20 protein-coding genes, 2 tRNA genes and 1 pseudogene are annotated in these 25,394 nt (G+C 59.8%); 12 read left to right on the top strand and 11 right to left on the bottom strand.

The annotated features are described in order from the left end of the window. Window positions 1-55 precede the first annotated feature (55 nt). From murI to hemA, 5 genes are read right to left on the bottom strand one after another with little or no spacing between them, the layout of a single operon-like run. A complete protein-coding gene (gene murI / locus KHO07_RS04645) occupies window positions 56-847 on the bottom strand; it encodes a glutamate racemase (RefSeq protein ID WP_150733911.1) in 792 nt (263 codons plus the stop codon). Next, on the bottom strand, window positions 840-1,595 hold the full coding sequence (locus KHO07_RS04640; protein WP_150733912.1) for a molybdopterin-synthase adenylyltransferase MoeB: 756 nt from the start codon (window positions 1,593-1,595) through the stop codon (window positions 840-842). Before KHO07_RS04640 ends, murI begins: the two co-directional genes overlap by 8 nt. Then, on the bottom strand, window positions 1,589-2,419 hold the full coding sequence (gene prmC, locus KHO07_RS04635) for a peptide chain release factor N(5)-glutamine methyltransferase (RefSeq protein ID WP_212626571.1): 831 nt from the start codon (window positions 2,417-2,419) through the stop codon (window positions 1,589-1,591). Before prmC ends, KHO07_RS04640 begins: the two co-directional genes overlap by 7 nt. Next, the gene (gene prfA / locus KHO07_RS04630; protein ID WP_047533169.1) at window positions 2,420-3,502 is read right to left on the bottom strand and encodes a peptide chain release factor 1; all 1,083 of its coding nucleotides are present in this window, start codon (window positions 3,500-3,502) and stop codon (window positions 2,420-2,422) included. Then, window positions 3,499-4,788 (bottom strand): glutamyl-tRNA reductase, encoded by a 1,290-nt coding sequence (hemA, locus tag KHO07_RS04625; RefSeq protein WP_075945695.1) that lies wholly within the window; start codon window positions 4,786-4,788, stop codon window positions 3,499-3,501. The genes prfA and hemA overlap by 4 nt, the downstream gene beginning before the upstream one ends. Window positions 4,789-5,134: 346 nt before the next feature. Here hemA and KHO07_RS04620 point away from each other — a divergent pair, with 346 nt between their 5' ends. From KHO07_RS04620 to KHO07_RS04580, 9 genes and pseudogenes are all read left to right on the top strand, one after another. Then, a complete protein-coding gene (locus KHO07_RS04620) occupies window positions 5,135-6,859 on the top strand; it encodes a tetratricopeptide repeat protein (RefSeq protein ID WP_212626570.1) in 1,725 nt (574 codons plus the stop codon). 4 nt (window positions 6,860-6,863) lie between these two features. Further along, a complete protein-coding gene (gene lolB / locus KHO07_RS04615) occupies window positions 6,864-7,481 on the top strand; it encodes a lipoprotein insertase outer membrane protein LolB (RefSeq protein WP_150733915.1) in 618 nt (205 codons plus the stop codon). A gap of 1 nt (window position 7,482) precedes the next feature. Further along, complete coding sequence (ispE, locus tag KHO07_RS04610; protein WP_150733916.1) at window positions 7,483-8,334, top strand: 4-(cytidine 5'-diphospho)-2-C-methyl-D-erythritol kinase; 852 nt, start codon at window positions 7,483-7,485, stop codon at window positions 8,332-8,334. Window positions 8,335-8,370: 36 nt separating this feature from the next. Beyond that, window positions 8,371-8,445, top strand: a tRNA-Gln gene (locus KHO07_RS04605). A gap of 45 nt (window positions 8,446-8,490) precedes the next feature. Beyond that, window positions 8,491-9,432, top strand: a complete 942-nt coding sequence (locus KHO07_RS04600) for a ribose-phosphate pyrophosphokinase (RefSeq protein WP_003171603.1) — start codon at window positions 8,491-8,493, stop codon at window positions 9,430-9,432. Between the two features lie 142 nt (window positions 9,433-9,574). Continuing rightward, a complete protein-coding gene (locus KHO07_RS04595; protein WP_075945699.1) occupies window positions 9,575-10,177 on the top strand; it encodes a 50S ribosomal protein L25/general stress protein Ctc in 603 nt (200 codons plus the stop codon). A 169-nt stretch (window positions 10,178-10,346) separates the two neighbouring features. Then, the gene (gene pth / locus KHO07_RS04590; protein WP_008037207.1) at window positions 10,347-10,931 is read left to right on the top strand and encodes an aminoacyl-tRNA hydrolase; all 585 of its coding nucleotides are present in this window, start codon (window positions 10,347-10,349) and stop codon (window positions 10,929-10,931) included. Window positions 10,932-10,954: 23 nt separating this feature from the next. Further along, on the top strand, window positions 10,955-12,055 hold the full coding sequence (ychF, locus tag KHO07_RS04585; protein WP_150733917.1) for a redox-regulated ATPase YchF: 1,101 nt from the start codon (window positions 10,955-10,957) through the stop codon (window positions 12,053-12,055). Window positions 12,056-12,160: 105 nt separating this feature from the next. Continuing rightward, window positions 12,161-13,411: pseudogene (locus KHO07_RS04580) on the top strand (IS3 family transposase). 106 nt (window positions 13,412-13,517) lie between these two features. On the opposite strand, the gene KHO07_RS04575 reads toward KHO07_RS04580, so the two are convergent. After that, window positions 13,518-14,735, bottom strand: coding sequence for an MFS transporter (locus KHO07_RS04575; RefSeq protein WP_212626569.1), 1,218 nt, complete (start codon window positions 14,733-14,735; stop codon window positions 13,518-13,520). Between the two features lie 334 nt (window positions 14,736-15,069). Between KHO07_RS04575 and KHO07_RS04570 the strand changes: the two genes are divergently transcribed. Beyond that, a complete protein-coding gene (locus KHO07_RS04570; RefSeq protein ID WP_150733919.1) occupies window positions 15,070-17,127 on the top strand; it encodes a methyl-accepting chemotaxis protein in 2,058 nt (685 codons plus the stop codon). A gap of 116 nt (window positions 17,128-17,243) precedes the next feature. Then, window positions 17,244-17,320: transfer RNA gene (locus KHO07_RS04565), tRNA-Met, on the top strand. A gap of 67 nt (window positions 17,321-17,387) precedes the next feature. On the opposite strand, the gene KHO07_RS04560 is transcribed toward KHO07_RS04565, so the two are convergent. Next, the gene (locus KHO07_RS04560; RefSeq protein ID WP_212626568.1) at window positions 17,388-18,491 is read right to left on the bottom strand and encodes a DUF2817 domain-containing protein; all 1,104 of its coding nucleotides are present in this window, start codon (window positions 18,489-18,491) and stop codon (window positions 17,388-17,390) included. 166 nt (window positions 18,492-18,657) lie between these two features. Here KHO07_RS04560 and ggt point away from each other — a divergent pair, with 166 nt between their 5' ends. Next, window positions 18,658-20,490, top strand: coding sequence for a gamma-glutamyltransferase (gene ggt, locus KHO07_RS04555; RefSeq protein WP_212626567.1), 1,833 nt, complete (start codon window positions 18,658-18,660; stop codon window positions 20,488-20,490). Between the two features lie 105 nt (window positions 20,491-20,595). Here the strand turns inward: ggt and ddlA are convergent, their stop codons facing one another. The 4 genes from ddlA to KHO07_RS04535 form a co-directional block, all read right to left on the bottom strand. After that, window positions 20,596-21,690 (bottom strand): D-alanine--D-alanine ligase, encoded by a 1,095-nt coding sequence (gene ddlA / locus KHO07_RS04550; protein WP_212626566.1) that lies wholly within the window; start codon window positions 21,688-21,690, stop codon window positions 20,596-20,598. 120 nt (window positions 21,691-21,810) lie between these two features. Next, a complete protein-coding gene (locus KHO07_RS04545; protein ID WP_212626565.1) occupies window positions 21,811-22,410 on the bottom strand; it encodes a flavin reductase family protein in 600 nt (199 codons plus the stop codon). Window positions 22,411-22,486: 76 nt separating this feature from the next. Further along, on the bottom strand, window positions 22,487-23,803 hold the full coding sequence (locus tag KHO07_RS04540; RefSeq protein WP_212626564.1) for a PAS domain-containing methyl-accepting chemotaxis protein: 1,317 nt from the start codon (window positions 23,801-23,803) through the stop codon (window positions 22,487-22,489). Window positions 23,804-23,933: 130 nt separating this feature from the next. Beyond that, a complete protein-coding gene (locus KHO07_RS04535) occupies window positions 23,934-25,247 on the bottom strand; it encodes an MFS transporter (RefSeq protein WP_212626563.1) in 1,314 nt (437 codons plus the stop codon). Window positions 25,248-25,394: the final 147 nt, after the last annotated feature.

Raw genomic sequence — 25,394 nt, 5'->3', positions numbered from 1 at the left:
AGTCGACGGTTAAACAGAAGTTCACCCCAATTGGAGGACTTACTCCAATTCCCGTTTACCCTTCAAAGCTTCGCACAACCCCAGCGGTATTCCACAGTATCGGCAGAATATTTGCGAAATGTTCTGTATTGGCGCTGGTCCAGAACTGTGCGGCGCGCGCTGGCCCGTCCGCCAGCAACTCACGTTCGGCCAGCAGACGCTGAAGTTGACGTGCGACGGCGGCACCGGTGTCGATCAGACTGATGTCATCCGGGATCATCTCCCTCAGCAGCGGCTTGAGAAACGGATAATGAGTGCATCCCAGAATGATGGTATCTGCGCCTTCGGCGAGCAGTGGCCGGACATAGCGTTCCAGCAGCAGGCGCAATGCGGGACTGTGGAGATCGCCGTTCTCGATCAACTCCACCAATCCCGGGCAAGGTTGGGTGATCACCCGAACATCGGTGGCGAAACGGTCGAGCAACGCGGCGAACTTGGCGCTCTGCAAGGTACCGGTCGTGGCCAGCACCCCGACCACGCCACTGCGGGTGGCGGCGGCAGCCGGCTTGACCGCCGGTTCCATGCCGACGATGGGCCACTGCGGATAATCGCGGCGCAGGTCGGCAACCCCGGCAACCGTTGCAGTGTTACAGGCCAGCACCAGGGCCTTGGCGCCCTGGCGTTGAAAGAACCCGGCCATGACGCTGCAGCGCTGGCGGATGAATTCCGGGGTCTTCTCACCGTAAGGGATATTCCCGCAATCGGCGACGTACAACAGCGTTTCGTCAGGCAGCAAACGCTGGATCTCGGCCAGCACCGAAAGCCCACCGACGCCGGAGTCGAACACGCCGATGGGCGCTTCACGCATGCTTTGGCCCACAAACGCTGCAGCCCGGATCGCGCTTGACCCGCAACTCACGGAAGCGTGAGCCCAAGGCATCAATCAACAACAGGCGCCCTACCAGCGGCTCACCGAAACCCGCCAGCAACTTCAGCGCTTCGAGGGCTTGCAGGCTGCCGACCAGGCCCACCAACGGGCCAACCACGCCGGCTTCGCTGCAGGTCAATTCGGCCTCGCTGCCGTGCCCGTATAAACAGTGGTAGCACGGACTTTCCGGGCGGCGCGGGTCGAACACCGACAACTGCCCTTCCAGTCGAATTGCCGCGCCGCTGACAAGGGGTTTGGCGCCAGCCACACAAGCGGCGTTGACCGCTTCACGGGTGGAGAAATTGTCGGAACAGTCCAGAACCAGATCCACACCGGCCACGGCTGCGGCCAGTGAGTCTTCGTCCAGCGCCGCGCGATGGGCGACCAGCTGAATCTCGGGGTTGATGGCCGTCAGGCGCTTGATCGCCGAATCGACCTTGCTCATGCCGACGCTGTCGGTGTCATGGATGATCTGGCGTTGCAGGTTGGTCAGGTCGACGGTGTCGAAGTCCGCCAGGTGCATTTCACCCACACCCGCTGCCGCCAGATACAGCGCCACCGGCGCACCGAGACCGCCTAGGCCGACGATCAATACGCGACTTTCCTTCAAGCGCAGCTGACCGTCGATATCGATGTGCTGCAACAGAATCTGCCGGCTGTAGCGCAGCAATTCCTGATCATTCAGCATGGCAGGCGTCCCAGACTGATGCGTTGATGACCGCCCAGGTCAGTGCGGCTATGGACTTCTTCAAAACCGCTGGTCAGCAGCAGATCACGCACCGCCTCGGCCTGATCGTAACCGTGTTCGAGCATCAGCCAGCCACCGGCCTCCAGATGATCTGGAGCCTGGGCGACGATCAAGCGCAAATCGTCGAGCCCATCGACGCCAGCGACCAGGGCACTGGCCGGCTCGAAACGTACATCGCCTTCCACCAGGTGCGGATCTGCGGCGGCGATGTAGGGCGGGTTACTGATGATCAACTGAAAACGATGGCCCGCCAGCGCACTGAACCAGTGGCTGCTGAGCACCGTAGCGTTGTTCAGGTGCAGGCGCTGGCGGTTGCGCTCGGCGAGGGCAACGGCTTCCAGCACGCGGTCCACGGCGGTGACATGCCACACCGGACGTTCGCTGGCCAGGGCCAGTGCGATCGCACCACTGCCGGTGCCCAAGTCGAGGACTTTGGCCGGTGTGGCGGGCAGCAGTTCAAGTGCGGCTTCCACCAGCAGCTCGGTATCCGGACGCGGAATCAACGTGTGCGGAGCGACTTCCAGATCAAGCTTCCAGAAACCTTGCTGCCCCAGAATGTAGGCCACCGGCTCACCACCACGACGGCGCTGCAAATACTCGGCGAAGGTCAGTGCCGCTTCGCTCGGCACGATGCGTTCCGGCCAGGTGTGCAAAAAACTGCGGGACTTGCCCAACGCCGCTGCCAGCAACAATTCGGCATCCAGACGCGCCGTTGGCGAGTCGGGCAAATCGGCGGCGCGCAACAAGCTGGCAATGATCGTCATTTACTCACCTATCGCCGCGAGTTGATCAGCCTGGTACTCGGCCAGCAACGGCTCGATCACCGCATCGACGCCACCGGCGAGGATTTCGTCGAGGGAATACAGCGTCAGGTTGACCCGATGGTCGGTGACCCGGCCCTGGGCAAAGTTGTAGGTGCGGATGCGTTCGGAGCGATCACCGGAACCGACCAGCAATTTGCGCTCGCTGGCGATGGCATTCGCGGCGGCGCTGGTCTGCTGGTCGTTGAGTTTGGCCGACAACCAGGACATCGCACGGGCACGGTTCTTGTGCTGCGAACGCTCTTCCTGGCACTCCACGACGATGCCGGACGGCAAGTGGGTAATGCGAATCGCCGAATCGGTTTTGTTGACGTGTTGACCACCGGCACCGGAGGAACGGTACGTGTCGATCCGCAAATCCGCCGGATTGATCTCGATCGCTTCCTGCTCGTCCGGCTCGGGCAACACCGCCACGGTACAGGCCGAAGTGTGGATGCGGCCCTGGGATTCGGTCGCCGGAACCCGTTGCACGCGGTGCGCGCCGGATTCGAACTTCAGCTTGCCGTAGACATTGTCGCCTTCAACCCGGGCGATGACTTCCTTATAGCCGCCGTGTTCACCCTCGTTTTCCGAGAGGATCTCCACCCGCCAGCCGCGACGCTCGGCGTAACGCGAATACATGCGGAACAGGTCGCCGGAGAAAATCGCCGCCTCGTCGCCGCCGGTGCCGGCACGGATTTCGAGAAACACGTTGCGCCCGTCGTTCGGGTCCTTGGGCAACAGCATGCGTTGCAGGCTGGCTTCCAGCTCGACCAAGCGCTCCTTGGCTTCGCGGACTTCTTCCACGGCCATTTCACGCATGTCCGGGTCGCTGTCCTTGAGCAGTGCCTGCGCACCTTCGAGGTCGCCTTGCACTTTGAGCAACTGTTTATAGGTTTCGACGATCGGCTCGACTTCCGCGTATTCCTTGGAATAGGTGCGGAATTTGTTCTGATCGGAAATGACCTCGCCGTCGCCAAGCAGGGCGGTCAATTCCTCGAAACGGTCCTGGAGGATGTCCAGCTTATTGAGCAGTGACGCTTTCATTGCGGTTTCTTATCCGAAAAGCTTTCCGATGAGCCCTCATTGAGGGCAAAGAGTTCCTGGGCCATCGCCAGCGCATCGAGGCGACCTTCGGCAGAGAGCTTTTTCAACTGCACGCTGGGTGCATGCAAGAGTTTGTTGGTCAGGCCACGTGCCAGTTGCACCAGCACTTCTTCGGCGCTGCCACCGTTGGCCAGCAGGCGCTGGGCTTTTTGCAATTCTTCGTCGCGCAGGCGTTCGCTCTGTTGACGATAGGCCTTGAGCACATCGACCGCCGCTAATTCGCGCAGGCGGACCATGAAATCTTCGGCACCGACCGAGACCATCTCTTCCGCGGCCTGGGCTGCACCCTGACGGCTCTTGAGGTTCTCGGCGACGACTTCGTGGAGATCATCGACGCTATAGAGGTACACGTCGTCCAACTCGCCGACTTCTGGCTCGATATCCCGCGGAACGGCGATGTCCACCATGAAAATCGGTTTGTGCTTGCGCAGCTTCAGGGCGCTTTCCACGGCGCCCTTGCCGAGAATCGGCAACTGGCTGGCAGTGGAACTGATGACGATGTCGCTGCGCACCAGCTCTGCCGGGATGTCCGACAGCAATACCGCGTGAGCGCCGAACTGCTCGGCCAGAATGCTCGCACGCTCGAGGGTGCGGTTGGCGACCACGATGCGCTTGACCCCCAGGTCATGCAAATGGCGGGCGACCAGGGTGATGGTCTCGCCGGCGCCGATCAACAGGGCCTGGCTGCGTTGCAAGTCGCTGAAAATCTGCTTCGCCAGGCTGACCGCGGCAAACGCCACGGACACCGGGTTTTCACCGATGGCAGTGTCGGTGCGCACTTGCTTGGCCGCATTGAACGTGGCCTGGAACAAGCGCCCGAGCAGCGGCCCGATGGTGCCGGCCTCGCGCGCCACGGCATAGGCCGATTTCATCTGCCCGAGAATCTGTGGTTCGCCCAACACCAGCGAGTCGAGCCCGGACGCCACGCGCATCATGTGACGAACTGCCGCATCATCTTCGTGCACATAACTGCTCGCACGCAGCTCATCGAGGCTCAAATGATGATAATCGGCCAACCAGCGCAGCACGATATCCGCCGACAGGTGATCCTGTTCTATATAGAGTTCACTGCGATTGCAGGTGGAGAGGATCGCAGCTTCGCGGCTGTCGGTGAGTCGGCAGAGCTGCTGCAAGGCCTCAACCAGCTGCTCAGGGGTAAAGGCCACGCGCTCGCGGACGTCTACTGAAGCAGTCTTGTGGTTAATACCGAGTGCAAGGAAGGCCATTCAAAGTCGCTGATGGTGACGTGAAGCCGGCAATTGTCCTACTTCGACAGATTGAGAACAACTACTCGATATCTATCATCGTGGTAGATGACGTCCGGACTTGCGAGCGTTTCTCGTTTACACAAGTATCGATCCGTACACCGCACTTGAAGGAGCCGGCTCGCTGGCGATGGTCGTGAACGATGACGTATTTATTCTGGAACGGACGCGGCGCCTGCAAGTCCATCGTCAGCAAGCCGGCTCCTACAGAGGGAAGGTGCGCATGCGAATATATCGGGCCGGTTATGTTTGGCCCAAGGCTTGTGTCATGATGATCCGACCGCAGGTTAGTCGTCCTTCTTCCTATATGAATAGATCTTCCGCGTTGCTCCTCGCTTTTGTCTTCCTTAGCGGCTGCCAGGCCTTGGCCCCCGTGTCGCCGGACCGTACGTCTGCGGTCGAAGAAAGCACTCCGGCACCTGAAAAGCCCAAGGTTTACAGCTCATTCAGCGAAGACACGGTCTTTAGCCTGCTGAGCGCCGAACTGGCCGGCCAGCGCAATCGCTTCGATATTGCGCTGGACAACTATGTGACCCAGGCCATCAACACTCAGGATCCGGGTATTTCCGAACGGGCATTTCGCATCGCCGAGTACCTGGGCGCCGATCAGGCCGCCCTGGATTCCGCGCTGATCTGGGCGAAAAACGCCCCGGACGACCTTGAAGCGCAACGCGCCGCGGCCGTACAACTGGCTCGCGCCGGGCGTTACGACGACTCCATGGTCTATATGGAGAAAGTCCTGCAGGGTAAGGGCGACACTCATTTCGACTTCCTCGCATTGTCAGCGGCCGATACCGACCAGGACACCCGCAACGGTCTGATGCAGAGTTTCGACCGTTTGCTGCAACGCCACCCGAACAACGGCCAGCTGATTTTCGGCAAGGCCCTGCTGATGCAACAGGACGGCGACTCCAAAGGCGCGCTGGCCCTGCTGGAAGACAACCCGCCGGACGACGGCGAAATTGCCCCGATTCTGCTGCGCGCGCGTCTGCTGCAAAGCCTCGACCGCGGCGATGAAGCATTGCCACTGCTGCAAAAAAGCATCAAGAAGTACCCGGACGACAAGCGCCTGCGCCTGACGTATGCACGCATGCTGGTTGAACAGGACCGCATGGACGATGCGAAGGCAGAGTTTTCGAGCCTGGTCCAGCAATACCCGGATGACGACGAACTGCGTTACTCGCTGGCACTGGTTTGTCTCGAAGCCAAGGCCTGGGACGAAGCGAAAGGCTACCTGGAAGACCTGATCGCACGGGACAGCCACGTCGACTCGGCGCATTTGAACCTGGGCCGCATCGCCGAAGAACGCAATGATCCGCAAGGCGCGCTGATCGAATACGGCAAGGTTGGGCCGGGCAACGACTACCTGCCGGCACAGTTACGCCAGACCGACATCCTGATCAACAACGGCAAGACCGCCGAAGCCCAGCGCAAGCTCGCCGCCGAACGCGATGAGCAACCGGACTACGCGATCCAGCTGTACCTGATCGAAGCCGAAACCCTGTCCGCCAACAACCAGCCCGACAAAGCCTGGGCCGCACTGCAACAAGCGCTGCAAAAATACCCGGACGACCTCAACCTGCTTTACACCCGGGCCATGCAGGCAGAAAAACGCAATGACCTGGCGCAGATGGAAAAAGACCTGCGCCTGATCATCAAGCGCGACCCGGACAACGCCATGGCGTTGAACGCCCTCGGTTATACCCTGTCCGATCGCACGACACGCTACGTCGAAGCCAAGGCCTTGATCGAGCAGGCACACCAGATCAACCCGGAAGACCCGGCGGTTCTCGACAGCCTTGGCTGGGTGAATTTCCGCATGGGCAACCTCGACGAAGCCGAGCGTTTGCTGCGTCAGGCCCTGGAACGCTTTCCGGACCAGGAAGTCGCCGCACATTTGGGCGAAGTCCTGTGGGCCAATGGCAAGCAACGCGAAGCCAGGCAGATCTGGAGCAAATTCCTCAAGGAACAACCCGACAGCCCTATCCTGCGCAGCACCATCAAGCGCCTGACCGGATCAGAGACTCTTTAAGATTATGTTTTTGCGCCACATCATTGTTTTCAGCTTCATCGCCCTGCTCGCCGGTTGCGCGGGTTTCGGCGCCCGCGAATCGGTTGAGGGTCACGGCAACCCCGCGCAATGGCGCGAGCACAAACAGCAGTTGTCCGCCCTCGACGGCTGGCAGATCGACGGCAAGATCGGCATTCGCGCACCCAAGGATTCGGGCAGCGGCACACTGTTCTGGTTGCAGCGCCAGGAGTACTACGACATCCGCCTTTCCGGCCCACTGGGTCGCGGCGCGGCTCGCCTGACCGGACGCCCGGGCAAGGTGTCCCTGGAAGTCGCCAATCAGGGACGCTACGAAGCCCCCTCTCCGGATGCATTGCTTGAAGAGCAACTGGGCTGGAAATTACCGGTCGCCAACCTCGCATGGTGGGTCCGCGGACTTCCGGCTCCGGACACTAAAAGCCGGCTGACGCTGGATGGCGACAGCCGCCTGGCCAATCTCGAACAGGACGGCTGGCAGGTGGAGTACACCGCCTATACCGAACAAAATGGCTACTGGCTGCCCGAGCGAATCAAACTTCATGGCACCGACCTGGATGTCACGCTGGTGATCAAGGCCTGGCAACCACGCAAGCTGGGGCAATGACATGCCGGCCAATCGCCTGACTTTGCCCTCGCCTGCCAAACTCAATTTGATGCTGCACATTCTCGGTCGCCGCGAAGACGGTTATCACGAATTGCAGACGATGTTCCAGTTCCTCGACTACGGCGACGAAATCACCTTCGCCGTTCGCGATGACGGTGTCATTTGCCTGCACACCGAGTTCGAGGGCGTTCCCCACGACAGTAACCTGATCGTCAAGGCCGCGAAAAAACTGCAAGAGCAATCCGGCTGCAAGCTGGGCATCGATATCTGGATCGACAAGATTTTGCCCATGGGCGGTGGAATTGGCGGCGGCAGTTCGAATGCCGCGACCACCCTGCTCGGTCTGAACCATCTCTGGCAACTGGGCTGGGATGAAGACCGCCTGGCCGCGCTGGGCCTGACGCTGGGGGCCGACGTCCCGGTTTTCGTGCGCGGGCACGCGGCTTTCGCCGAGGGTGTGGGGGAGAAACTGACCCCTGTCGACCCGGAAGAACCGTGGTATGTCGTGCTCGTTCCGCAAGTCTCTGTTAGTACGGCAGAAATTTTTTCCGATCCGTTGTTGACACGTAACACGCCGCCCATTAAAGTGCGCCCCGTTCCCAAGGGAAACAGTCGTAATGACTGCTTACCGGTGGTAACAAGGCGTTATCCAGAGGTACGTAACGCTTTGAATTTGTTAGGTAAATTTACCGAAGCAAAACTCACCGGAACTGGAAGTTGTGTGTTTGGGGGCTTCCCAAGCAAAGCTGAAGCTGATAAAGTCTCGGCCCTTCTTACAGAGACCCTTACAGGGTTTGTAGCAAAAGGAAGCAACGTTTCGATGTTGCATCGCAAGCTGCAAAGTCTGCTCTAAAGGAACCGAGTACTGGGTACTCGTTGCAACAGATACAGGGGCGTCGCCAAGCGGTAAGGCAGCAGGTTTTGATCCTGCCATGCGTTGGTTCGAATCCAGCCGCCCCTGCCATTTTCTATACTCATCCAGGTTACCCTCAGCCTCTAGGTACTGCGCGTGTCCAAGATGATGGTCTTTACGGGGAATGCTAACCCCGATCTGGCTCGGCGTGTCGTACGTCAGCTGCATATCCCTCTCGGTGACATCTCTGTCGGTAAATTCTCCGACGGCGAAATTACAGCCGAGATCAATGAAAACGTTCGCGGTAAAGACGTTTTCATTATTCAGCCGACTTGCGCTCCGACCAACGATAACCTGATGGAACTGGTAGTGATGGCTGATGCCTTCCGCCGCTCCTCGGCTACTCGTATCACTGCTGTTATTCCTTACTTTGGTTATGCTCGTCAGGATCGCCGTCCGCGTTCCGCACGTGTGGCTATCAGCGCGAAAGTCGTTGCTGACATGCTTACCGTAGTCGGCATCGACCGTGTTCTCACGGTTGATCTGCATGCTGACCAAATCCAGGGTTTCTTCGATATTCCGGTAGATAACATCTACGGCTCCCCGGTTCTGGTGGATGACATTGAAGATCAGCGCTTCGAAAACCTGATGATCGTGTCCCCGGACATTGGTGGCGTCGTGCGTGCACGTGCCGTTGCCAAATCCCTGGGCGTGGATCTCGGGATCATCGACAAACGCCGTGAGAAAGCCAATCACTCTGAAGTGATGCATATCATCGGTGATGTCGAAGGGCGTACCTGTATTCTGGTCGATGACATGGTCGATACCGCCGGCACCCTGTGCCACGCGGCCAAGGCCTTGAAAGAGCATGGCGCAGCCAAGGTTTTCGCCTACTGCACGCACCCTGTGCTGTCGGGTCGGGCAATCGAAAACATTGAAAATTCCGTGCTGGACGAGCTGGTGGTGACTAACACCATCCCGCTGTCCGCTGCAGCACAAGCCTGTGCGCGTATCCGTCAACTGGATATCGCACCGGTAGTTGCCGAGGCGGTCCGCCGCATCAGCAATGAAGAATCGATCAGCGCGATGTTCCGCTAAGGGCCCTGCCCTTCTCGAAATGTCTCGTTGACGAAAAGCGCCCCGCCCCGGCATTCCTGTCGGGGCGGGGCTTTTTTGCCCATATCGCCTTTAGCGCTGGTCGCAAACGCTGGGGCGAATGTGGTTATTTTGGAGATACAACATGAACGATTTTACTCTGAATGCTGAAGTGCGTTCCGACCTGGGGAAAGGTGCGAGCCGCCGCCTGCGTCGTCTCGCAAGCCTGGTTCCAGCTGTAGTTTACGGTGGCGACAAAGCCCCTGAATCCATCAGCATGCTGGCCAAAGAAGTTGCCAAACTGCTCGAAAACGAAGCGGCTTACAGCCACATCATCGAGCTGAACGTTGGTGGCACCAAGCAGAACGTCGTGATCAAAGCCCTGCAGCGTCACCCGGCCAAAGGCCACGTGATGCACGCTGACTTCGTACGCGTAGTAGCTGGCCAGAAACTGACCGCTATCGTTCCAGTGCACTTCATCAACGAAGAAGCACCGATCAAGAAAGGCGGCGAAATCTCGCACGTTACTTCGGAAATCGAAGTTTCCTGCCTGCCGAAAGACCTGCCTGAATTCATCGAAGTCGACCTGGCTAACGCCGAAATCGGTTCGATCATTCACCTGTCGGACCTCAAAGCCCCTAAAGGCGTTGAGTTCGTAGCTCTGGCACACGGCGATGACAAGGCTGTTGCCAACGTCCACGCTCCACGTGTTGCTCCAGAAGCTACCGAAGAAGGCGCAGCAGAGTAATTTCACTCTGTTCGCCGGAGTGACCGGAAACATCGCGGACTAGAACGTAGCGAGAAAGCGGGCGAGAACGCGGAGTTTACATCATGGTAAATGAGCAATTTTCGTCCACTTTCGCCGCTCTCCCTGATTGCGGCGATGTTATCCACCACTCCAAGGAAGGGCCCCTATCGTGACTGCCATCAAACTGATCGTTGGCCTGGGAAATCCAGGCGCTGAATACGAACAGACCCGGCATAACGCAGGGGCCCTTTTTGTTGAGCGCATCGCGAACGCACAAGGCGTAAACCTTGTGGCGGACCGCAAATATTTCGGCCTGACCGGGCGCTATTCGCATCAGGGTCAGGATGTTCGTCTGCTGATTCCCACCACGTACATGAACCGCAGCGGCCAGGCCGTCGCGGCCCTTGCCGGTTTCTTCCGCATCAAGCCTGAAGAAATCCTCGTGGCGCATGACGAACTCGACCTGCCTCCGGGCGTCGCCAAGCTCAAACAGGGTGGCGGCCATGGCGGTCATAACGGGTTGCGCGACATCATTGCGCAATTGGGCAATCAGAATACCTTTTACCGTTTGCGGCTTGGCATTGGCCACCCAGGCGTTGCCAGTATGGTTTCAAATTTCGTCCTGGGTCGTGCGCCACGCGCCGAACAGGAAAAACTCGATGCCAGCATCGACTTTGCCCTCGGCGTGCTGCCGGATATCCTCGCCGGTGAATGGAACCGCGCGATGAAAAACCTGCACAGCCAGAAGGCCTGACTCAACTCCTCGGGGAAAACACCATGGGATTCAATTGCGGCATCGTCGGCCTGCCTAACGTCGGCAAGTCCACCCTGTTCAACGCCCTGACCAAATCCGGTATCGCGGCCGAGAACTTCCCCTTCTGCACCATCGAGCCCAACAGCGGTATCGTGCCGATGCCGGACCCGCGCCTGGAAGCCTTGGCAGCCATCGTCAATCCCAAGCGCATCCTGCCGACCACCATGGAATTCGTCGACATCGCGGGCCTGGTTGCCGGCGCGTCGAAAGGTGAAGGCCTGGGTAACAAGTTCCTGGCCAACATCCGTGAAACCGATGCTATCGCTCACGTGGTGCGCTGCTTCGAAGACGAGAACGTGATTCACGTTTCCAACAGCGTCGACCCGAAACGCGACATCGAAATCATCGACCTGGAACTGATCTTCGCCGACCTCGACAGCTGCGAGAAGCAACTGCAGAAAGTCGCGCGTAACGCCAAGGGTGGTGACAAGGACGCCGTGGTCCAGAAAGGCCTGCTGGAGCAACTGATCGCTCACTTCACCGAAGGCAAGCCTGCGCGCAGCCTGATGAAGAACATGAGCACCGACGAGAAAGCGGTGATCAAGGGCTTCCACCTGCTGACCACCAAGCCGGTGATGTACATCGCCAACGTCGCTGAAGATGGTTTCGAGAACAACCCGCACCTGGACGTGGTCAAGGCCATTGCCGAAGAAGAAGGCGCCATGGTCGTTCCGGTCTGCAACAAGATCGAAGCGGAAATCGCCGAGCTCGACGACGGTGAAGAGAAAGACATGTTCCTCGAAGCCCTGGGCCTCGAAGAGCCTGGCCTGAACCGCGTGATCCGCGCCGGCTACGAAATGCTGCACCTGCAGACCTACTTCACTGCTGGCGTCGAAGAAGTCCGCGCCTGGACCGTCCGCGTCGGTGCCACCGCGCCGCAAGCCGCAGGCGTGATCCACACCGACTTCGAAAAAGGCTTCATCCGCGCCGAAGTGATCGCCTACAACGACTTCATCCAGTACAAGGGCGAAGCCGGCACCAAGGAAGCCGGGAAGTGGCGTCTGGAAGGCAAGGACTACATCGTTAAAGACGGCGACGTGATGCACTTCCGCTTCAACGTCTAAGCCTTACGCTCAACAAAAAGCCGCGTTTGATACGCGGCTTTTTTGTGCGCGATGTCCCGTCCTGAATAAGGTTTACACCTTCTGACTTCTTTTCAGGAAGGTGCAATGGATACGGGCACAAAGCGCAGTCAGCGTGATTACACACTGGCTTTTAAATTATCGGTTGTCGACCAGGTCGAAAAAGGCGAGTTGAGTTATAAAGAGGCTCAGCGGCGCTACGGGATTCAGGGTCGGTCGACGGTGTTGGTTTGGTTACGCAAACATGGTCGCCAGGACTGGAGCCAAGGCGCCTCCATTCGCTCCCAGAGGATCAGACCTATGGACGAGCCAACCTTGCCCCTGACTCCCGAGCAAAGAATCAAAGAACTCGAGGAACAACTGGCGCTGGCAACTCAGAAAGCCCAATTCTTTGAAGCCGTAGTCGATGTTCTGAAAAATGACTACGGCGTATCTGTCGTAAAAAAGCGACCCGGCAAGTCGTTGCGCAAACCCAAACCCTGAGTGTCAGCAGGGCTTGCCAATTTATGGGAATAAGCCGTCAGGCCTATTACAAACGCAACCGGGTCTACAGAGCTCGGGCCGACCAGGATCAGCAGCTCATAACGTTTGTAGAGAAGATCCGTGCTCGCCAACCGTGCATCGGCACTCGGAAGCTGCATTCGATGATGCATGAGCAGCGTGAGCAACAGGAGCTCCATGTTGGCCGGGATCGTTTGTTCGCGGTTTTGCGGGAAAGCCGCCAATTGGTCCGCAGAAAACGGGCGTACCACAAGACGACCGACAGCCATCATCGCTTCCGCCGACACCCCAATCTGCTCAAACCAAGCCCGGAACAAATAGTCGCTACCGGCCCAGAACAGGTCTGGGTTGCCGATATCACGTACCTGCCTACCCGTGATGGCGTTGCCTATTTGAGTTTAGTGACGGATGTCTTTTCGAGAAAAATAGTCGGTTATCACGTGCATGAAAGTCTGCACACCAACTCCGTGGTGCAAGCCTTTCGAATGGCTTTGAAGCGACGTCGAAGCGTTCAGAAACTCGTCCATCACTCGGATCGAGGCGCCCAGTACTGCTCGGCCCTTTATCAAGAAGTGCACGCAAAGCATGGCATCATTTGCTCGATGACCGACGGCTACGACTGCTACCAAAACGCCTTGGCAGAGCGGGTCAACGGTATCTTGAAAACAGAGTTCTTGATCCACCGACCTGCGGATTTTGCGCAGGCCACACAGATGGTGCGAGAGGCCGTCACGATCTACAACCAGGAGCGGCCGCACCTCTCTTTAAAATACAAAACGCCCGATGCGGTGCATCGGGCGTTAGGGTGAAACAGGTGTAAACCTATTTCAGGACTAGACACGATATTCCTGTAGGAGCCGGCTTGCTGGCGATCCAGACGACGCGGTGCATCAGGTGTACCGTGTTATCGTTCATCGCCAGCAAGCCGGCTCCTACAGGTGGGTCAGACTTTTTTCGTCCTGGGCAAGAAGATCGCCAACACACCCAGCAACGGCAAAAACGAACACAGGAAGTACACGTACTCGATCCCGTGAATATCCGCCAAATGCCCCAGCAACGCTGCGCCAATCCCGCCGAAACCGAACATCAAACCGAAGAACACCCCGGCGATCATCCCGACATTGCCTGGCACCAACTCCTGGGCATACACCACGATGGCCGAGAACGCCGAGGCCAGAATGAAGCCGATAACCACGCTGAGAACAGTGGTCCAGAACAGGTCGACATGCGGCAACAGCAGCGTGAACGGCGCCACGCCGAGGATCGAGAACCAGATCACAGCCTTACGCCCGATCTTGTCGCCAATCGGCCCACCAAAGAAGGTCCCCGCCGCCACCGCGCCGAGAAACAGGAACAGATGCAGCTGCGAACTGGCCACTGACAGGTCGAATTTCTCGATCAGGTAGAAGGTGAAGTAACTGGTGAGGCTGGACATGTAGAAGTACTTGGAGAACACCAGCAACCCAAGCACCACCAGCGCACTGATCACTCGCCCCTTGGACAGCCCGTGAGTCGCGGCCTGGCCTTGCTTGAGCTTGAACAGGTTCAGGTGATTGGCGTACCAGCGACTGATCCGGTACAGCACGAACAACGCAAACACTGCGAAAAGGCCGAACCAGGCCACGTTGCCTTGTCCGTAAGGAATGATGATCGCCGCCGCCAGCAACGGCCCGAACGCCGACCCCGCATTGCCGCCCACCTGAAAGGTCGATTGCGCCAGTCCGAAGCGCCCGCCCGAAGCCAGTCGCGCCACACGAGAAGCTTCAGGGTGGAAGGTCGAGGAGCCAATGCCGATCAGCCCCGCCGCCAATAGGATCATCGCGAAGCTGCTGACCACCGACATCATCACAATCCCGACCAGCGTGCAGACAGTGCCCGCTGGCAACAACCATGGTTTGGGATGGCGGTCGGTGTGATAACCGACCCACGGCTGCAACAGCGACGCCGTCAGCTGAAACGTCAGGGTGATCAAGCCGACCTGGGTAAACGTCAGGCCATAGTTAGCCTTGAGCATCGGGTAAATCGACGGCAGTACCGACTGAATCAGGTCGTTGATCAAATGCGCCAGCGCCACCGCGCCAATGATGCGCATGACCAGCGGGCTGCTTTGCGGAGGAGCGGATGCCGGCACGGAACCGGTCTGGGCATTGCTGATTGCCATGGGAGTTTCCAAACAACGAAGGAGGTGCACACGAGCCAGTGCGCCAATGTGCCATTTTTCGGTGCAAGAGCGCCATCCCCTTAGCCTGCTAACGACTTCGATTTTCATCGGTGAGAAGGTGATAGCGCTGTGCCATGGTCTGAATCTTGCCTTCATTCTCCGCTTCAACGCGGCCTCCTTACAAAGGGGGCCGAGAATGGGAAGTTTCGCCACAGAGTCGGCCTACAGAGCTGGCAATGGTGAACTTTCGAGGCCTTTTAAAAGGGCACCGGTCGTGGTCGCACAGACCTCGTCGCACACCAATGGTGCGGGGTGTCCAAAGGAGTCATGGGGCATGCAGGCTTTTTTATCACCGGGGATCGGACTGCTGGGGCGTTTCGGGTTCGCACGTAAATTCCAGCTGTTGTTTCTGCTGTTTATCCTGCCGCTGGCTGGCAGCCTGTGGATGATCGGTCAGGACTACCGCGACAAACTGAGTTTGATCTCTGGCGAACGTGCCGGGGTTCGTCAACTTCTCGCCCTTGATGCACTGGACAACCTGCTTTCCGCCCAGCGTGACCGTGCGGCCCGGTGGCGCGCAACGGAAACCAATCGCCAACCGACACCTGCAACGCTTGCCGCCATGGCTGCCTTCGATGCCGTCCAGCCCGCTGTTGCCCAAGCCGCTTCGGATCTGGGCAACGCGCTGCAAAAAGACGAAGCCAAGGACGAAACCCTGGCCCGCTATCAAGCCCTGCAAACCGCTTTGAACGGCCTCGACTCGAAAAGCTTGAGCAGCGTCGGCTGGTGGCCCGATGGTTACGATCGCTTCACCAACGCCTTGAGTGCCTTGCAAGCGTTGCGCGAGCAGATCGCCATGGACAACCGCCTGACACTGGCACCCTGGCTGGAAACGTACCTGCTGACGCAGATTTCCACCCAGCACGCGCCGGACCTGATCGAACGCGTCGGCCGCCTCGCAGCGGTAGGCCAGGCGTCCGTGGTGTCCGGGCAGTTCACCTTGCAAAGTCGTCTGCAATTGCGTGATCTGCGCAGCCGCATTGGTGATGCCAGGGAGCAGCTGGTAAAAACTGCAGGCCTGCTCGAAGCACGTTTACCCAGCGCCCTGCAAACCTGGGCGGGCCAATACCATGACAGCCTCAAACACCTCGACTCGAGTCTGAAAGTCCTGGATGACGGGGTGTTCGGCGGCAGCATTAACCTCAAGCCCGAAGACTTCGAGCGCAGCCTGGACGCGCTGCTGTCCAACCTCGCCGCGTTGCGCCAGCAATCGCTGGAGTCGCTGGATCAGCGCCTGAATTATTACCATGACTTGGCGATCCGTCAGCTCATCGTCGTGGCGAGCGTGTTCGGCTGCCTGCTGCTGGCGGCGTTGTACCTGTTTATTTGTTTGCAGGCGTCGATCCGTCGTAGCGCCAGTGGCATCACCCTGCTCGCCGAAGCCTTGCGCGATGGCAACCTGAGCCTGCAAGCGCCGGTTCAAGGCCGGGACGAATTGGCAGCCATCAGCACCGCGCTGAATGTGGCCGTGGTGCAATTACGCACCAGTTTGCTCGGCGTGGATCACGAAACCCTGCAATTGAGCAACGCAGTGCAAACCCTCAATCACCACTCCAGCGATGCGTTGGGAGAAGTCGAAGCCCAACAGCTGCAGATCAGTCAGATTGCCGCCGCGGCCACGCAGTTGGCGGCGACCTCTCAAGGGGTGGCCCAGAGCTGCGAGCAGGCCTCAGGCAGCGCTCAGCAGACTCAGCGCATTGCCGCCGACAGCAGTCGCGACAGCCAGCGCACGACGGCCAGTATTCAGCAGCTCAATCAGCGTCTGAATGACACCGCTGCAGCGCTCGGCCGGGTCAGTGAGCAAGGGCAACAGATCCAATTGGTGGTCGACACCATTCGCGGCGTCGCCGAGCAGACCAACCTGCTGGCGCTCAACGCCGCCATCGAGGCCGCCCGGGCCGGCGAGCAAGGTCGCGGTTTTGCGGTGGTGGCCGACGAAGTGCGCAGCCTGTCACAACGCACGCAATCCTCGACCGCGCAAATCGCCGGGACCGTCGACAGCCTGCGCAGCACTGTGAACGAAGCCGTCAGCCTGATGGAAGCCGCCTGTGGTCAGGCGCAATCCGATGCCCTGGCCGTCACCGGTCTGGGCGAGCGCCTGGGGGAAATTGCCAGCGCGGTACAAGGCGTCACCGACACCCTGGCGCAGATCGCGACGGCGGTTGAGGAACAGGCCAGTACCGCCGACGAGGTCAGCGGCAATATCCAGCAAGTCGATCAGGCCGCGGTCCGTTTACTCGAAGGCGCCCGTGCGGTGAACCAGGCTGCCGACACCTTGAGCCATGGCAGCAAGGCCTTGAGCGCCAATACCGGCAGATTTCAGCTCAATTGATGTCCTCCCCTGAGGCGTTTTTTCGGCCCAGGAGGATAAGCGGTTGAAAGCGTAGAGAAATATTTTAGATTTGTGCTTGACGCATCCCCGTTACCGGTGAATAATGCGCGCCACTTGGCTACATAGCTCAGTTGGTTAGAGCATAGCATTCATAATGCTGGGGTCCGGGGTTCAAGTCCCTGTGTAGCCACCAAGTACTAAAAACGGCTTACCGAAAGGTAAGCCGTTTTTTTATGCCTGCTGTAGAAGCGAGCTCGCTTCTACACTGTCGGCAATGCCGAGAGCGCCCGCTCCCAGATCTGCCACGTCCGTAACCAGACCATCGCTTGCCAATCGTTGTCGGCAGGATAGAACTGCTCCAGCAGGTTCTGCTTGATCTCGCGCCCTGCCGCATCACTTGGATTGCCGTGCAGGTGCAACCAATGGTCATCACGCAAATGGCGATGCACCTGCGGCCCCGGGTAAGTCCCGCACTCAATGACAAACGGCATTAGTCGCACGTGCGGCAGCGCATCGAGCAACGCCTGCGAGGTATAGCCGGTGGCCGTCGCCGCCACGCCGGTTTCGCTCACGGTGTCGGCGCCGGTTTGCAAACTGTAGAGCCACGGCCCGTAAATCGCCTGCGCTTGCGCCAGCGCCGGATAGGCAGACTCGGTGATGGTCAACAACATCGGATGCCCGTACTCGCCAGCGCCGGTGTGCAGATCGAAACACATGGCGACGTCGGCATGGCTCATATGGTTCTGCATGATCTGGTGCAGGGTGCGATTCGACCAGCTCGGCGCCAGCCCGCCATAAAACAGGCCATCGGGGTGAGCATGCTGGCCGCCTTCGACAATCGACATCACCGCTGGCCAGCCGTGTTGCTGGATCTGCTCATCGAGCAAGGCATCGACCCGCTCCCGCTCGGGACCTTGCAACTGCGTGCAGACATAGATTTCATGCAGCGCGTTGTAGGCTTGATTGTTCGGCAGCGCTTGCTGGTAGTTCAGGTGATTGCGGTTCAGATCGATGTTGTCTTCGTTGACTCGACGCAGCCACGCCATGCCCCAAGGGTTGATCCCATGGATCATTACCACGGCCACCTGCGCTGGCAATGAACGCTTGCCCAGCTCTTGCAGCCACTTGATCTGGCAACCCGAGCCGTAGAAGCCCTCCACGCCATGGGTGCCGCTCAGGGCCACCAACAAGCGCTTGGCGCCCGGATCACCCAGCACCGCCACGTCAGTCGCCAACGGCTCACCGAACGGCCCTCTGAGGGGATGAGCGTACTCGCTCAGCGTCGCGCCCGCTGCGGCGGCGGCCGCCAGGAACTGTTCGCGCTGGGAAACGTAGCTTGGCTGCGCTGGAAACTCGGTCTGCATGTCTACCTCTTATTAGTCTTCTGGCCTGCCTGCTGGCAACGACCCTACAGAAAATCCGCCCGCTGTTGAAGGGCAACACCGCCTTTGCCGTGGGACGCGGTTTGCGTCGCCGTCAGACGGCCGATACAGTCCCCGATACATTTATTTCACGGATGGAGTGCCCTGCGTGTTCTCAACCTTCCACTTGAGCCGCCGTCGCGTGTCAGCCATCGCGCTGATCGCCGCCGCGATAATCCTCGGCGCCTGCAACAACGCTTCGGTGCCGACACTGCCGCCCGCACCGGAAAGCGCTTCCGGTTTTCGCACCGATCTACAGACCCGCCACGCCACCCGACACATGGCCGCTGCCGCCAACCCGCTGGCCGCCGAGGCCGGCCGGGAGATGTTGCGACGTGGCGGCTCGGCCATCGACGCGGCGATTGCGATGCAAGCGGTGTTGACGCTGGTTGAACCGCAATCGTCAGGCATTGGCGGTGGAGCGCTGATTGTGCTGTGGGATGGTAAACAGGTACGCACTTACGATGGCCGCGAAACGGCACCGGCTGGCGCCACCGAGAAGCTTTTCCTGCAAGCCGATGGCCAACCGATGCCTTTCACTGAGGCCCAGATTGGCGGTCGCTCGGTCGGCACGCCAGGGGTGCTACGAGCGCTGGAACTGGCCCATCGCAAACATGGGCGCCTGCCATGGGCGCAACTGTTCGAACCGGCGATCAAACTGGCCGAGCAAGGCTTTGCCATTTCGCCACGGTTGCACGGGTTGATCGCCTGGGATTCGGCCATGGCTCGTTCACCGGAGATGAAGGCTTACTTTCTCAATCCCGATGGCAGCCCGAAAGCCAGTGGCACCCTGCTGAAAAATCCACCCCTGGCGGCGTTGTTCCAACGCATCGCCAAGGAAGGTCCGGACGCGTTGTACAAAGGCCCGGTCGCGCAGGAAATCGTGGCCAAGGTCCAAGGCCACGCCAACCCCGGGAGCCTGTCGCTCAACGACCTCGCCAACTACAGCGCCAAGGAACGCGCCCCCCTGTGCAGCGACTACAAACGCTGGCAGGTGTGCGGCATGCCGCCGCCATCATCGGGCGGGATCGCCGTGGCGCAGATCCTCGGTACGCTGCAAGCCCTGGAGACCCGCGACAAACGCTTTGCCCTCGCCCCGATGAAACCGGTGAAGACCAGCGCCCCTGCCGGCATCGAACCCAGCCCTAAAGCCGTGCACCTGATCTCCGAAGCCGAGCGCCTGGCCTACGCCGACCGCGCGCAATACGTGGCCGACACCGACTTTGTGCCGGTGCCCGTCAAAGGCCTGATTGACCCCGCGTACCTGGCCAGCCGCGCCGCCATGATCGGCGATCGCAGCATGGGTACTGCCAAACCTGGCACCCCGCCGGGCATTCAGGTCGCCTATGCGCCAGACCGTTCGCCCTTGCGCATCTCCACCTCACAAGTCGTTGCCGTCGATGATGAGGGCGGCGCCGTATCGATGACCACCACCATCGAATCAGCCTTTGGCTCGCATGTGATGGTTCAGGGCTTTCTGCTCAACAACGAGATGACCGACTTCTCGTTCATCCCCGAAGAGAATGGCCAGAAAATCGCCAACCGCGTCGAACCGGGTAAACGCCCGCGTTCCTCCATGGCCCCGACGCTGATCTTCGATCGCCAGAGCGGCGAATTCCTCGCCAGCATCGGCTCCCCCGGCGGCTCGCAGATCATCGAGTACGTCGCCAAATCCACCATCGGCTTGCTCGACTGGAACCTCGACCCGCAAACCGCCATCAACCTGCCCAACTTCGGCAGCCGCAACGGCCCGACCGAACTGGAACGCGGACAATTCAGCCCCATGCTGATCCAGGCGCTGAAGGACAAAGGTCACAGCGTGAACGAGATCGACATGACCAGCGGCACCCAGGCGATTGTTCGGGTCAAGGATGCGCAAGGCAACGCATCACTGGCAGGCGGTGCCGACCCTCGGCGGGAGGGGCAAGCGTTGGGGGATTGACGGGTACGACGTAGAAACGGAAAAGGGCTTACCTTCGGGTAAGCCCTTTTTTTCCGGACGCAAAGCCACTCGACGACCTCGCCTGATCATCCACATCGCACCCACTCAACGACTGATTTTCAGCGCCCGTCGAGCCTGGTGTTTTTCCATCGCCAGTTCGATCAGCCGCGTGACCAGTTCACGGTAGGTCATGCCTGCGGCCTGCCAGAGTTTCGGGTACATGCTGATACGGGTGAAACCGGGCAGCGAGTTGATTTCGTTGATCAGCACTTCGCCACTGTCGGTCAGGAACACGTCGACCCGCGCCAGCCCGGAACAGCCCAGCACATGAAAAGCCTCGACCGCCATGCCCCGAATGCGCTCGCTGGCCTCGACACTGATATCCGCCGGGACCACCACTTGCGCGGCCGTGTCGTCGATGTACTTGCTGTCGTAGGAATAAAAACCGCTGCGCACCACGATCTCGCCGCAACCACTGGCAATCGCCTGTTCGTTGCCGAGTACCGCGCATTCGATTTCGCGACCGCTGACCGCCGATTCGATCAGCACCTTCTCATCAAAGCCCAAGGCCAGCTCGACCGCCGCCACATACTCGGCTTCGCTGGTCACTTTGCTCACGCCTACGGAAGAACCCTGGTTCGCCGGTTTGACGAACAGCGGCAGACCGAGTTTTGCCGATACTTGCGCGAATCCGCTGCGTGCGGCGGTCGTACGCGTCAGGGTCACGAACGGCGTGACCGCCAGCCCGGCATCACGCAGCAGGCGCTTGCTGATGTCCTTGTCCATGCACACCGCCGAACCCAGCACATCGGAACCCACAAACGGCAAATCAGCCATGCGCAACAGACCTTGCAGGCAACCATCTTCACCGAGGGTGCCGTGGACGATCGGGAAGATCACATCGACATGCCCCAGCAGCTCCTGACTGGAAGTTTCCACCAGTTGCTGGCTGGCCTTGCCTGGCACAACCGCCAGTTCGCGATTGGACTGATTGAGCGCAATCAGCGCCGGATTCTCCTGGTTCAGCAGAAAATCCGACGGATCGTTGAGGTGCCAGTGCCCTTGCTTGTCGATGCCGATCAGCACCGGTTCGAAGCGCGAACGGTCCAGCGCATCGACGATGTTTTTCGCCGATTGCAGCGACACTTCATGTTCGGCCGAACGCCCGCCGAAAATAATCCCTACACGCAGCTTGCTCATTCCTATCACCTCAACGATTGGTCACCAGGTGCGCACCGAACAACAGATTGAAACGCCCCGCAAAACGGCCCAGCCTTTGCGGGAACGGAAAAAGTGCAGGGCATCGGTCCAGGTGTCACCTTACGGTTGCAAGGTCTTACCGTCCACCGGATCGCCGATGGTCAAAAAGTGCCCGCCGGCAACGTGGTGCAGCGTGCGCAACGCATCATGGGCTTCAAAGTGCCAACGTCCATCACTGAACACGCGCTCGTCAGCCTGGGCGGCAATCACTTCGGCCAGGAACAGGTCGTATTGTTGATGGTTGTCGGGCTCCGGCATCAAGCGGCACTCCAGCCAGGCGACACAGCCTTCGAGCATCGGCGCATCGATCAGCTCGGCAGCGAAGGTCGACAAGCCGTAGGTCTGGAACTTGTCACGCCCCTGCTCCCGGGTCAGCGCCAGGCCGGAGGTCGAGCCGACGGTTTGCACGATATCGGCCTGCGCCGCGCAAGGAACGTTGAGGACGAAGGTGCCCGAGGCTTCGAGCAGTTGGCGGGTCCAGGTGGACTTGTCGAGGACCACGGCAATTTTCGGCGGTTCGAAATCCAGTGGCATGGCCCAGGCCGCCGCCATGATGTTGCGCTGCCCGCCATGGGCGGCGCTGACCAGCACGGTCGGCCCGTGGTTGAGCAAACGATAAGCTTTGGGCAACGGGACCGGACGGCGGTGGGAGACGCTCATGGACATCTGCTCCTTGAGGGGAAAGAGCCGATTGTAGCGATATCCCGCGGGACGAGAATCTTTTAACGGCCAGGCATCACGTCGACAACTGATTGGCAAACTGCCCCACTGCGTTGACGACCTTCTGCGCACCGTCCTGGATCTCGACAATCACCGTGCCCGCTTCCGCCGCCAGTGCCAGGCCTTGCTCTGCCTGGAGCTTGCCGTCGGTCATCAGGGCCACGGCGTTGCGCGCCATGTCCTGGTTCTGACGCACCACCAGCACGATCTCATCGGTGGCCTGGCTGGTGCGTGAAGCCAATTGCCGTACCTCGTCTGCCACCACGGCAAAACCTCGGCCCTGCTCACCGGCACGGGCTGCTTCGATGGCGGCGTTGAGCGCCAGCAGGTTGGTCTGCTCGGCAATGCCGCTGATGGTCTTGACAATGGTGCCGATCACCAGTGACTGCTCGTTCAGGGCTTCGATGCCATCGCCGGCGGTTTGCATGTGCCTGGCGAGCTCGCGCATCACGTCCACCGCCTGCGTCACCACGGCCGTACCGCGCTGCGCGCTCTGGTCGGTTTGCTGCGACGTGCTGTAGGCAATGTTCGCCGCTTCGGCGACGGCTTGTTCCTGGTTGACCTGATCGGTAATTACCGTGGCGAACTTCACCACTTTGTAGAGCTTGTTGTTGGCATCAACCACCGGGTTGTAGGACGCCTCCAGCCAGACCGTACGACCCTGGCTGTCGACACGCCTGAAACGCTCGGCCACGTACTCGCCCGCATTCAGGCGACGCCAGAAGTTCTGGTATTCGGCGCTGTTGTACTCTTCCGGCTGGCAGAACATACGGTGATGTTTGCCCTTGATCTGCGCCAGGCTGTAACCCATCCCCGAGAGAAAACGATCGTTAGCGTTGAGCACGTTGCCATTGAGGTCGAATTCAATTACCGCCGTCGAGCGCACCAAGGCACCGATCAGGTTTTCATGTTCGCGGGAGGCCTCGATGGTGCGGGTCAGGTCGCTGGAGAAAATCGAGAAGTGCATGATCCGCCCGTCCGCCGAGCGAACCGGTTGCAGGATCGAACGCAACCACGCTTCCTGACCGGTCCCGCGCAACAAACGCACAGTGCCGGCAAAGTGTTCGCCGCGATTGAGGGCGTTACTGAAACGGCGCTGGAACTCGTCATTCTTCACATGATCCGGGGCGATATCGTCAATGTGCCGGCCGATCAGCTCGTTGCTCTTGTAGTGCATCTCGCTCAGAAAATTCTGGTTCACCGACTGAACCCGGCCATCCGTATCAAGGGTCAGCACCAGCATCTCGCTTTCCAGGCTTTCCTTCACTTGCCGAAGGCTGGAGAGTTCTTCACGAAGAGCCGACAGCTCCTGCTTCAAGCGTTTATTGAACATGGGATGCACCGATGGTCTGGGAGGAAAGCGATATGCAGCCTAACCATCGGCCATGCGGATTTTTTCTGAAGAGCCCCTCAGCTTCGTCCTACAAAAAAAACCCTGTAGGCGCCGTGGCGGCGACTTCTGTTCAGGCAACGCCGGCGGCCGAACAACCAGAATATTTCGGCATGCGTGTACCGAAGTACGCCGCGCTGCACACGCCCACGGCGCCCATCACCGCACAGAAAATCACGCAGATCCATGGGCTCCACGGCATCAGCCCGATCAACAACAGCGGTGTGATACTCGCCCAGGCGGCGTAGGCAATGTTGTAGGTGAAGGAAATGCCCGAGACACGAACCCGCGCCGGAAACAGGCTGACCATGACCGACGGCACCGCGCCGACCACCCCGCACCCAAGGCCGGCCACGGCGTAGGCCAGACCGATCCAGTCACCGCCGCTGATCAGGCAGCCGTACAGCACGCCGATGCCCAGCGGCAGCAGCAGGCTGTACAACATCACCGTACGCCAGGCCCCCATGCGGTCGACCAGCCACCCGGCGAGCACGCAGCCGATGTTCAGGAAGACGATGCCCAATGCACTCAAGGCGAAGGTATGACTGGCGGTCATGCCGAAGGTTTTCTGCATCATGGTCGGGGTGATAACCACGAACACCACCACTGCCGAGGTCAGCACGCAGGTGAGGATCATCGCCGGCAGCATCGCCAGCCGATGTTCGCGCAGGACAGCCCGCAGCGGCAGCTCGACGGTCTCTTCGCGCTGCGCCTGCATGGCCATGAACACCGGGGTTTCGCTAAGCCAGCGACGCAACCAGACACCGATCACGCCGAACACGCCCCCTAGCAGGAACGGGTAACGCCAGGCGTAATCGAGGATTTCTGCCGGGGTAAACGCCTGTGCCAAAAACGTCGCCGTCAAAGCGCCAAGCAGATAGCCAAAGGTCAGCCCCGCCTGCAAAAAGCCCAAGGCATAGCCGCGATGGCCGACCGGCGCGTGCTCTGCGACGAACACCCAGGCGCTCGGCACCTCGCCGCCCACCGCCGCGCCCTGGAGAACTCGCAAAGCCAACAGCAGCAGCGGTGCGAAGTAACCGATTTGCGCGTAGGTCGGCATGATCCCGATTAGCAGGCACGGCAGCGCCATCATCAGGATGCTCAGGCTGAAGACTTTTTTGCGCCCGAGCCGATCGGCGAAATGCGCCATCAGGATTCCGCCCAGAGGCCGCGCCAGGTAACCGGTGACGAAGATCCCGAAGCTTTGCAGCAGGCGCAGCCACTCGGGCATTTCCGGTGGGAAGAACAGCTGGCTCAAGGTCAGCGCGAAAAATACGAAAATGATGAAATCGTAGATTTCCAGCGCCCCGCCGAGGGCCGCGAGCCCCAGGGTCTTGTAGTCCGAGCGGCTGAACGGCGCCGGGCGTGAATCGGTGTTGGCAGTCATAAAGAACTCTGGCACAGGCAAAAACCAAGGCGCCCATGGTCTACGCAAACGCACCGGCGGACAACCCGTTAGACCAAAGTCCCATTGCCGCAAAACATCCCCGCAAAAAACCTTCGGTTGAATTAATGTTGGCGTCTGTCCAGACGG

The sequence above is a fragment of the Pseudomonas sp. PP3 genome (genome assembly GCF_905336995.1).
Taxonomy (GTDB): domain Bacteria; phylum Pseudomonadota; class Gammaproteobacteria; order Pseudomonadales; family Pseudomonadaceae; genus Aquipseudomonas; species Aquipseudomonas reinekei.
The sequence above is the reverse complement of the archived record's forward strand: the minus strand, read 5'-3'. Positions and strand labels throughout refer to the sequence as shown.

Bases quoted from the DNA above. Each gene is read 5' to 3' on its own strand.
- KHO07_RS04620 (WP_212626570.1), top strand. From the start codon at position 5,135: ATGAATAGATCTTCCGCGTTGCTCCTCGCTTTTGTCTTCCTTAGCGGC.
- ispE (WP_150733916.1), top strand. From the start codon at position 7,483: ATGCCGGCCAATCGCCTGACTTTGCCCTCGCCTGCCAAACTCAATTTG.
- murI (WP_150733911.1), bottom strand. From the start codon at position 847: ATGCGTGAAGCGCCCATCGGCGTGTTCGACTCCGGCGTCGGTGGGCTT.
- ychF (WP_150733917.1), top strand. From the start codon at position 10,955: ATGGGATTCAATTGCGGCATCGTCGGCCTGCCTAACGTCGGCAAGTCC.
- KHO07_RS04595 (WP_075945699.1), top strand. From the start codon at position 9,575: ATGAACGATTTTACTCTGAATGCTGAAGTGCGTTCCGACCTGGGGAAA.
- KHO07_RS04545 (WP_212626565.1), bottom strand. From the start codon at position 22,410: ATGAGCGTCTCCCACCGCCGTCCGGTCCCGTTGCCCAAAGCTTATCGT.
- KHO07_RS04640 (WP_150733912.1), bottom strand. From the start codon at position 1,595: ATGCTGAATGATCAGGAATTGCTGCGCTACAGCCGGCAGATTCTGTTG.
- KHO07_RS04570 (WP_150733919.1), top strand. From the start codon at position 15,070: ATGCAGGCTTTTTTATCACCGGGGATCGGACTGCTGGGGCGTTTCGGG.
- hemA (WP_075945695.1), bottom strand. From the start codon at position 4,788: ATGGCCTTCCTTGCACTCGGTATTAACCACAAGACTGCTTCAGTAGAC.
- lolB (WP_150733915.1), top strand. From the start codon at position 6,864: ATGTTTTTGCGCCACATCATTGTTTTCAGCTTCATCGCCCTGCTCGCC.
- KHO07_RS04535 (WP_212626563.1), bottom strand. From the start codon at position 25,247: ATGACTGCCAACACCGATTCACGCCCGGCGCCGTTCAGCCGCTCGGAC.
- prmC (WP_212626571.1), bottom strand. From the start codon at position 2,419: ATGACGATCATTGCCAGCTTGTTGCGCGCCGCCGATTTGCCCGACTCG.
- KHO07_RS04560 (WP_212626568.1), bottom strand. From the start codon at position 18,491: ATGCAGACCGAGTTTCCAGCGCAGCCAAGCTACGTTTCCCAGCGCGAA.
- ddlA (WP_212626566.1), bottom strand. From the start codon at position 21,690: ATGAGCAAGCTGCGTGTAGGGATTATTTTCGGCGGGCGTTCGGCCGAA.
- prfA (WP_047533169.1), bottom strand. From the start codon at position 3,502: ATGAAAGCGTCACTGCTCAATAAGCTGGACATCCTCCAGGACCGTTTC.
- KHO07_RS04575 (WP_212626569.1), bottom strand. From the start codon at position 14,735: ATGGCAATCAGCAATGCCCAGACCGGTTCCGTGCCGGCATCCGCTCCT.
- KHO07_RS04540 (WP_212626564.1), bottom strand. From the start codon at position 23,803: ATGTTCAATAAACGCTTGAAGCAGGAGCTGTCGGCTCTTCGTGAAGAA.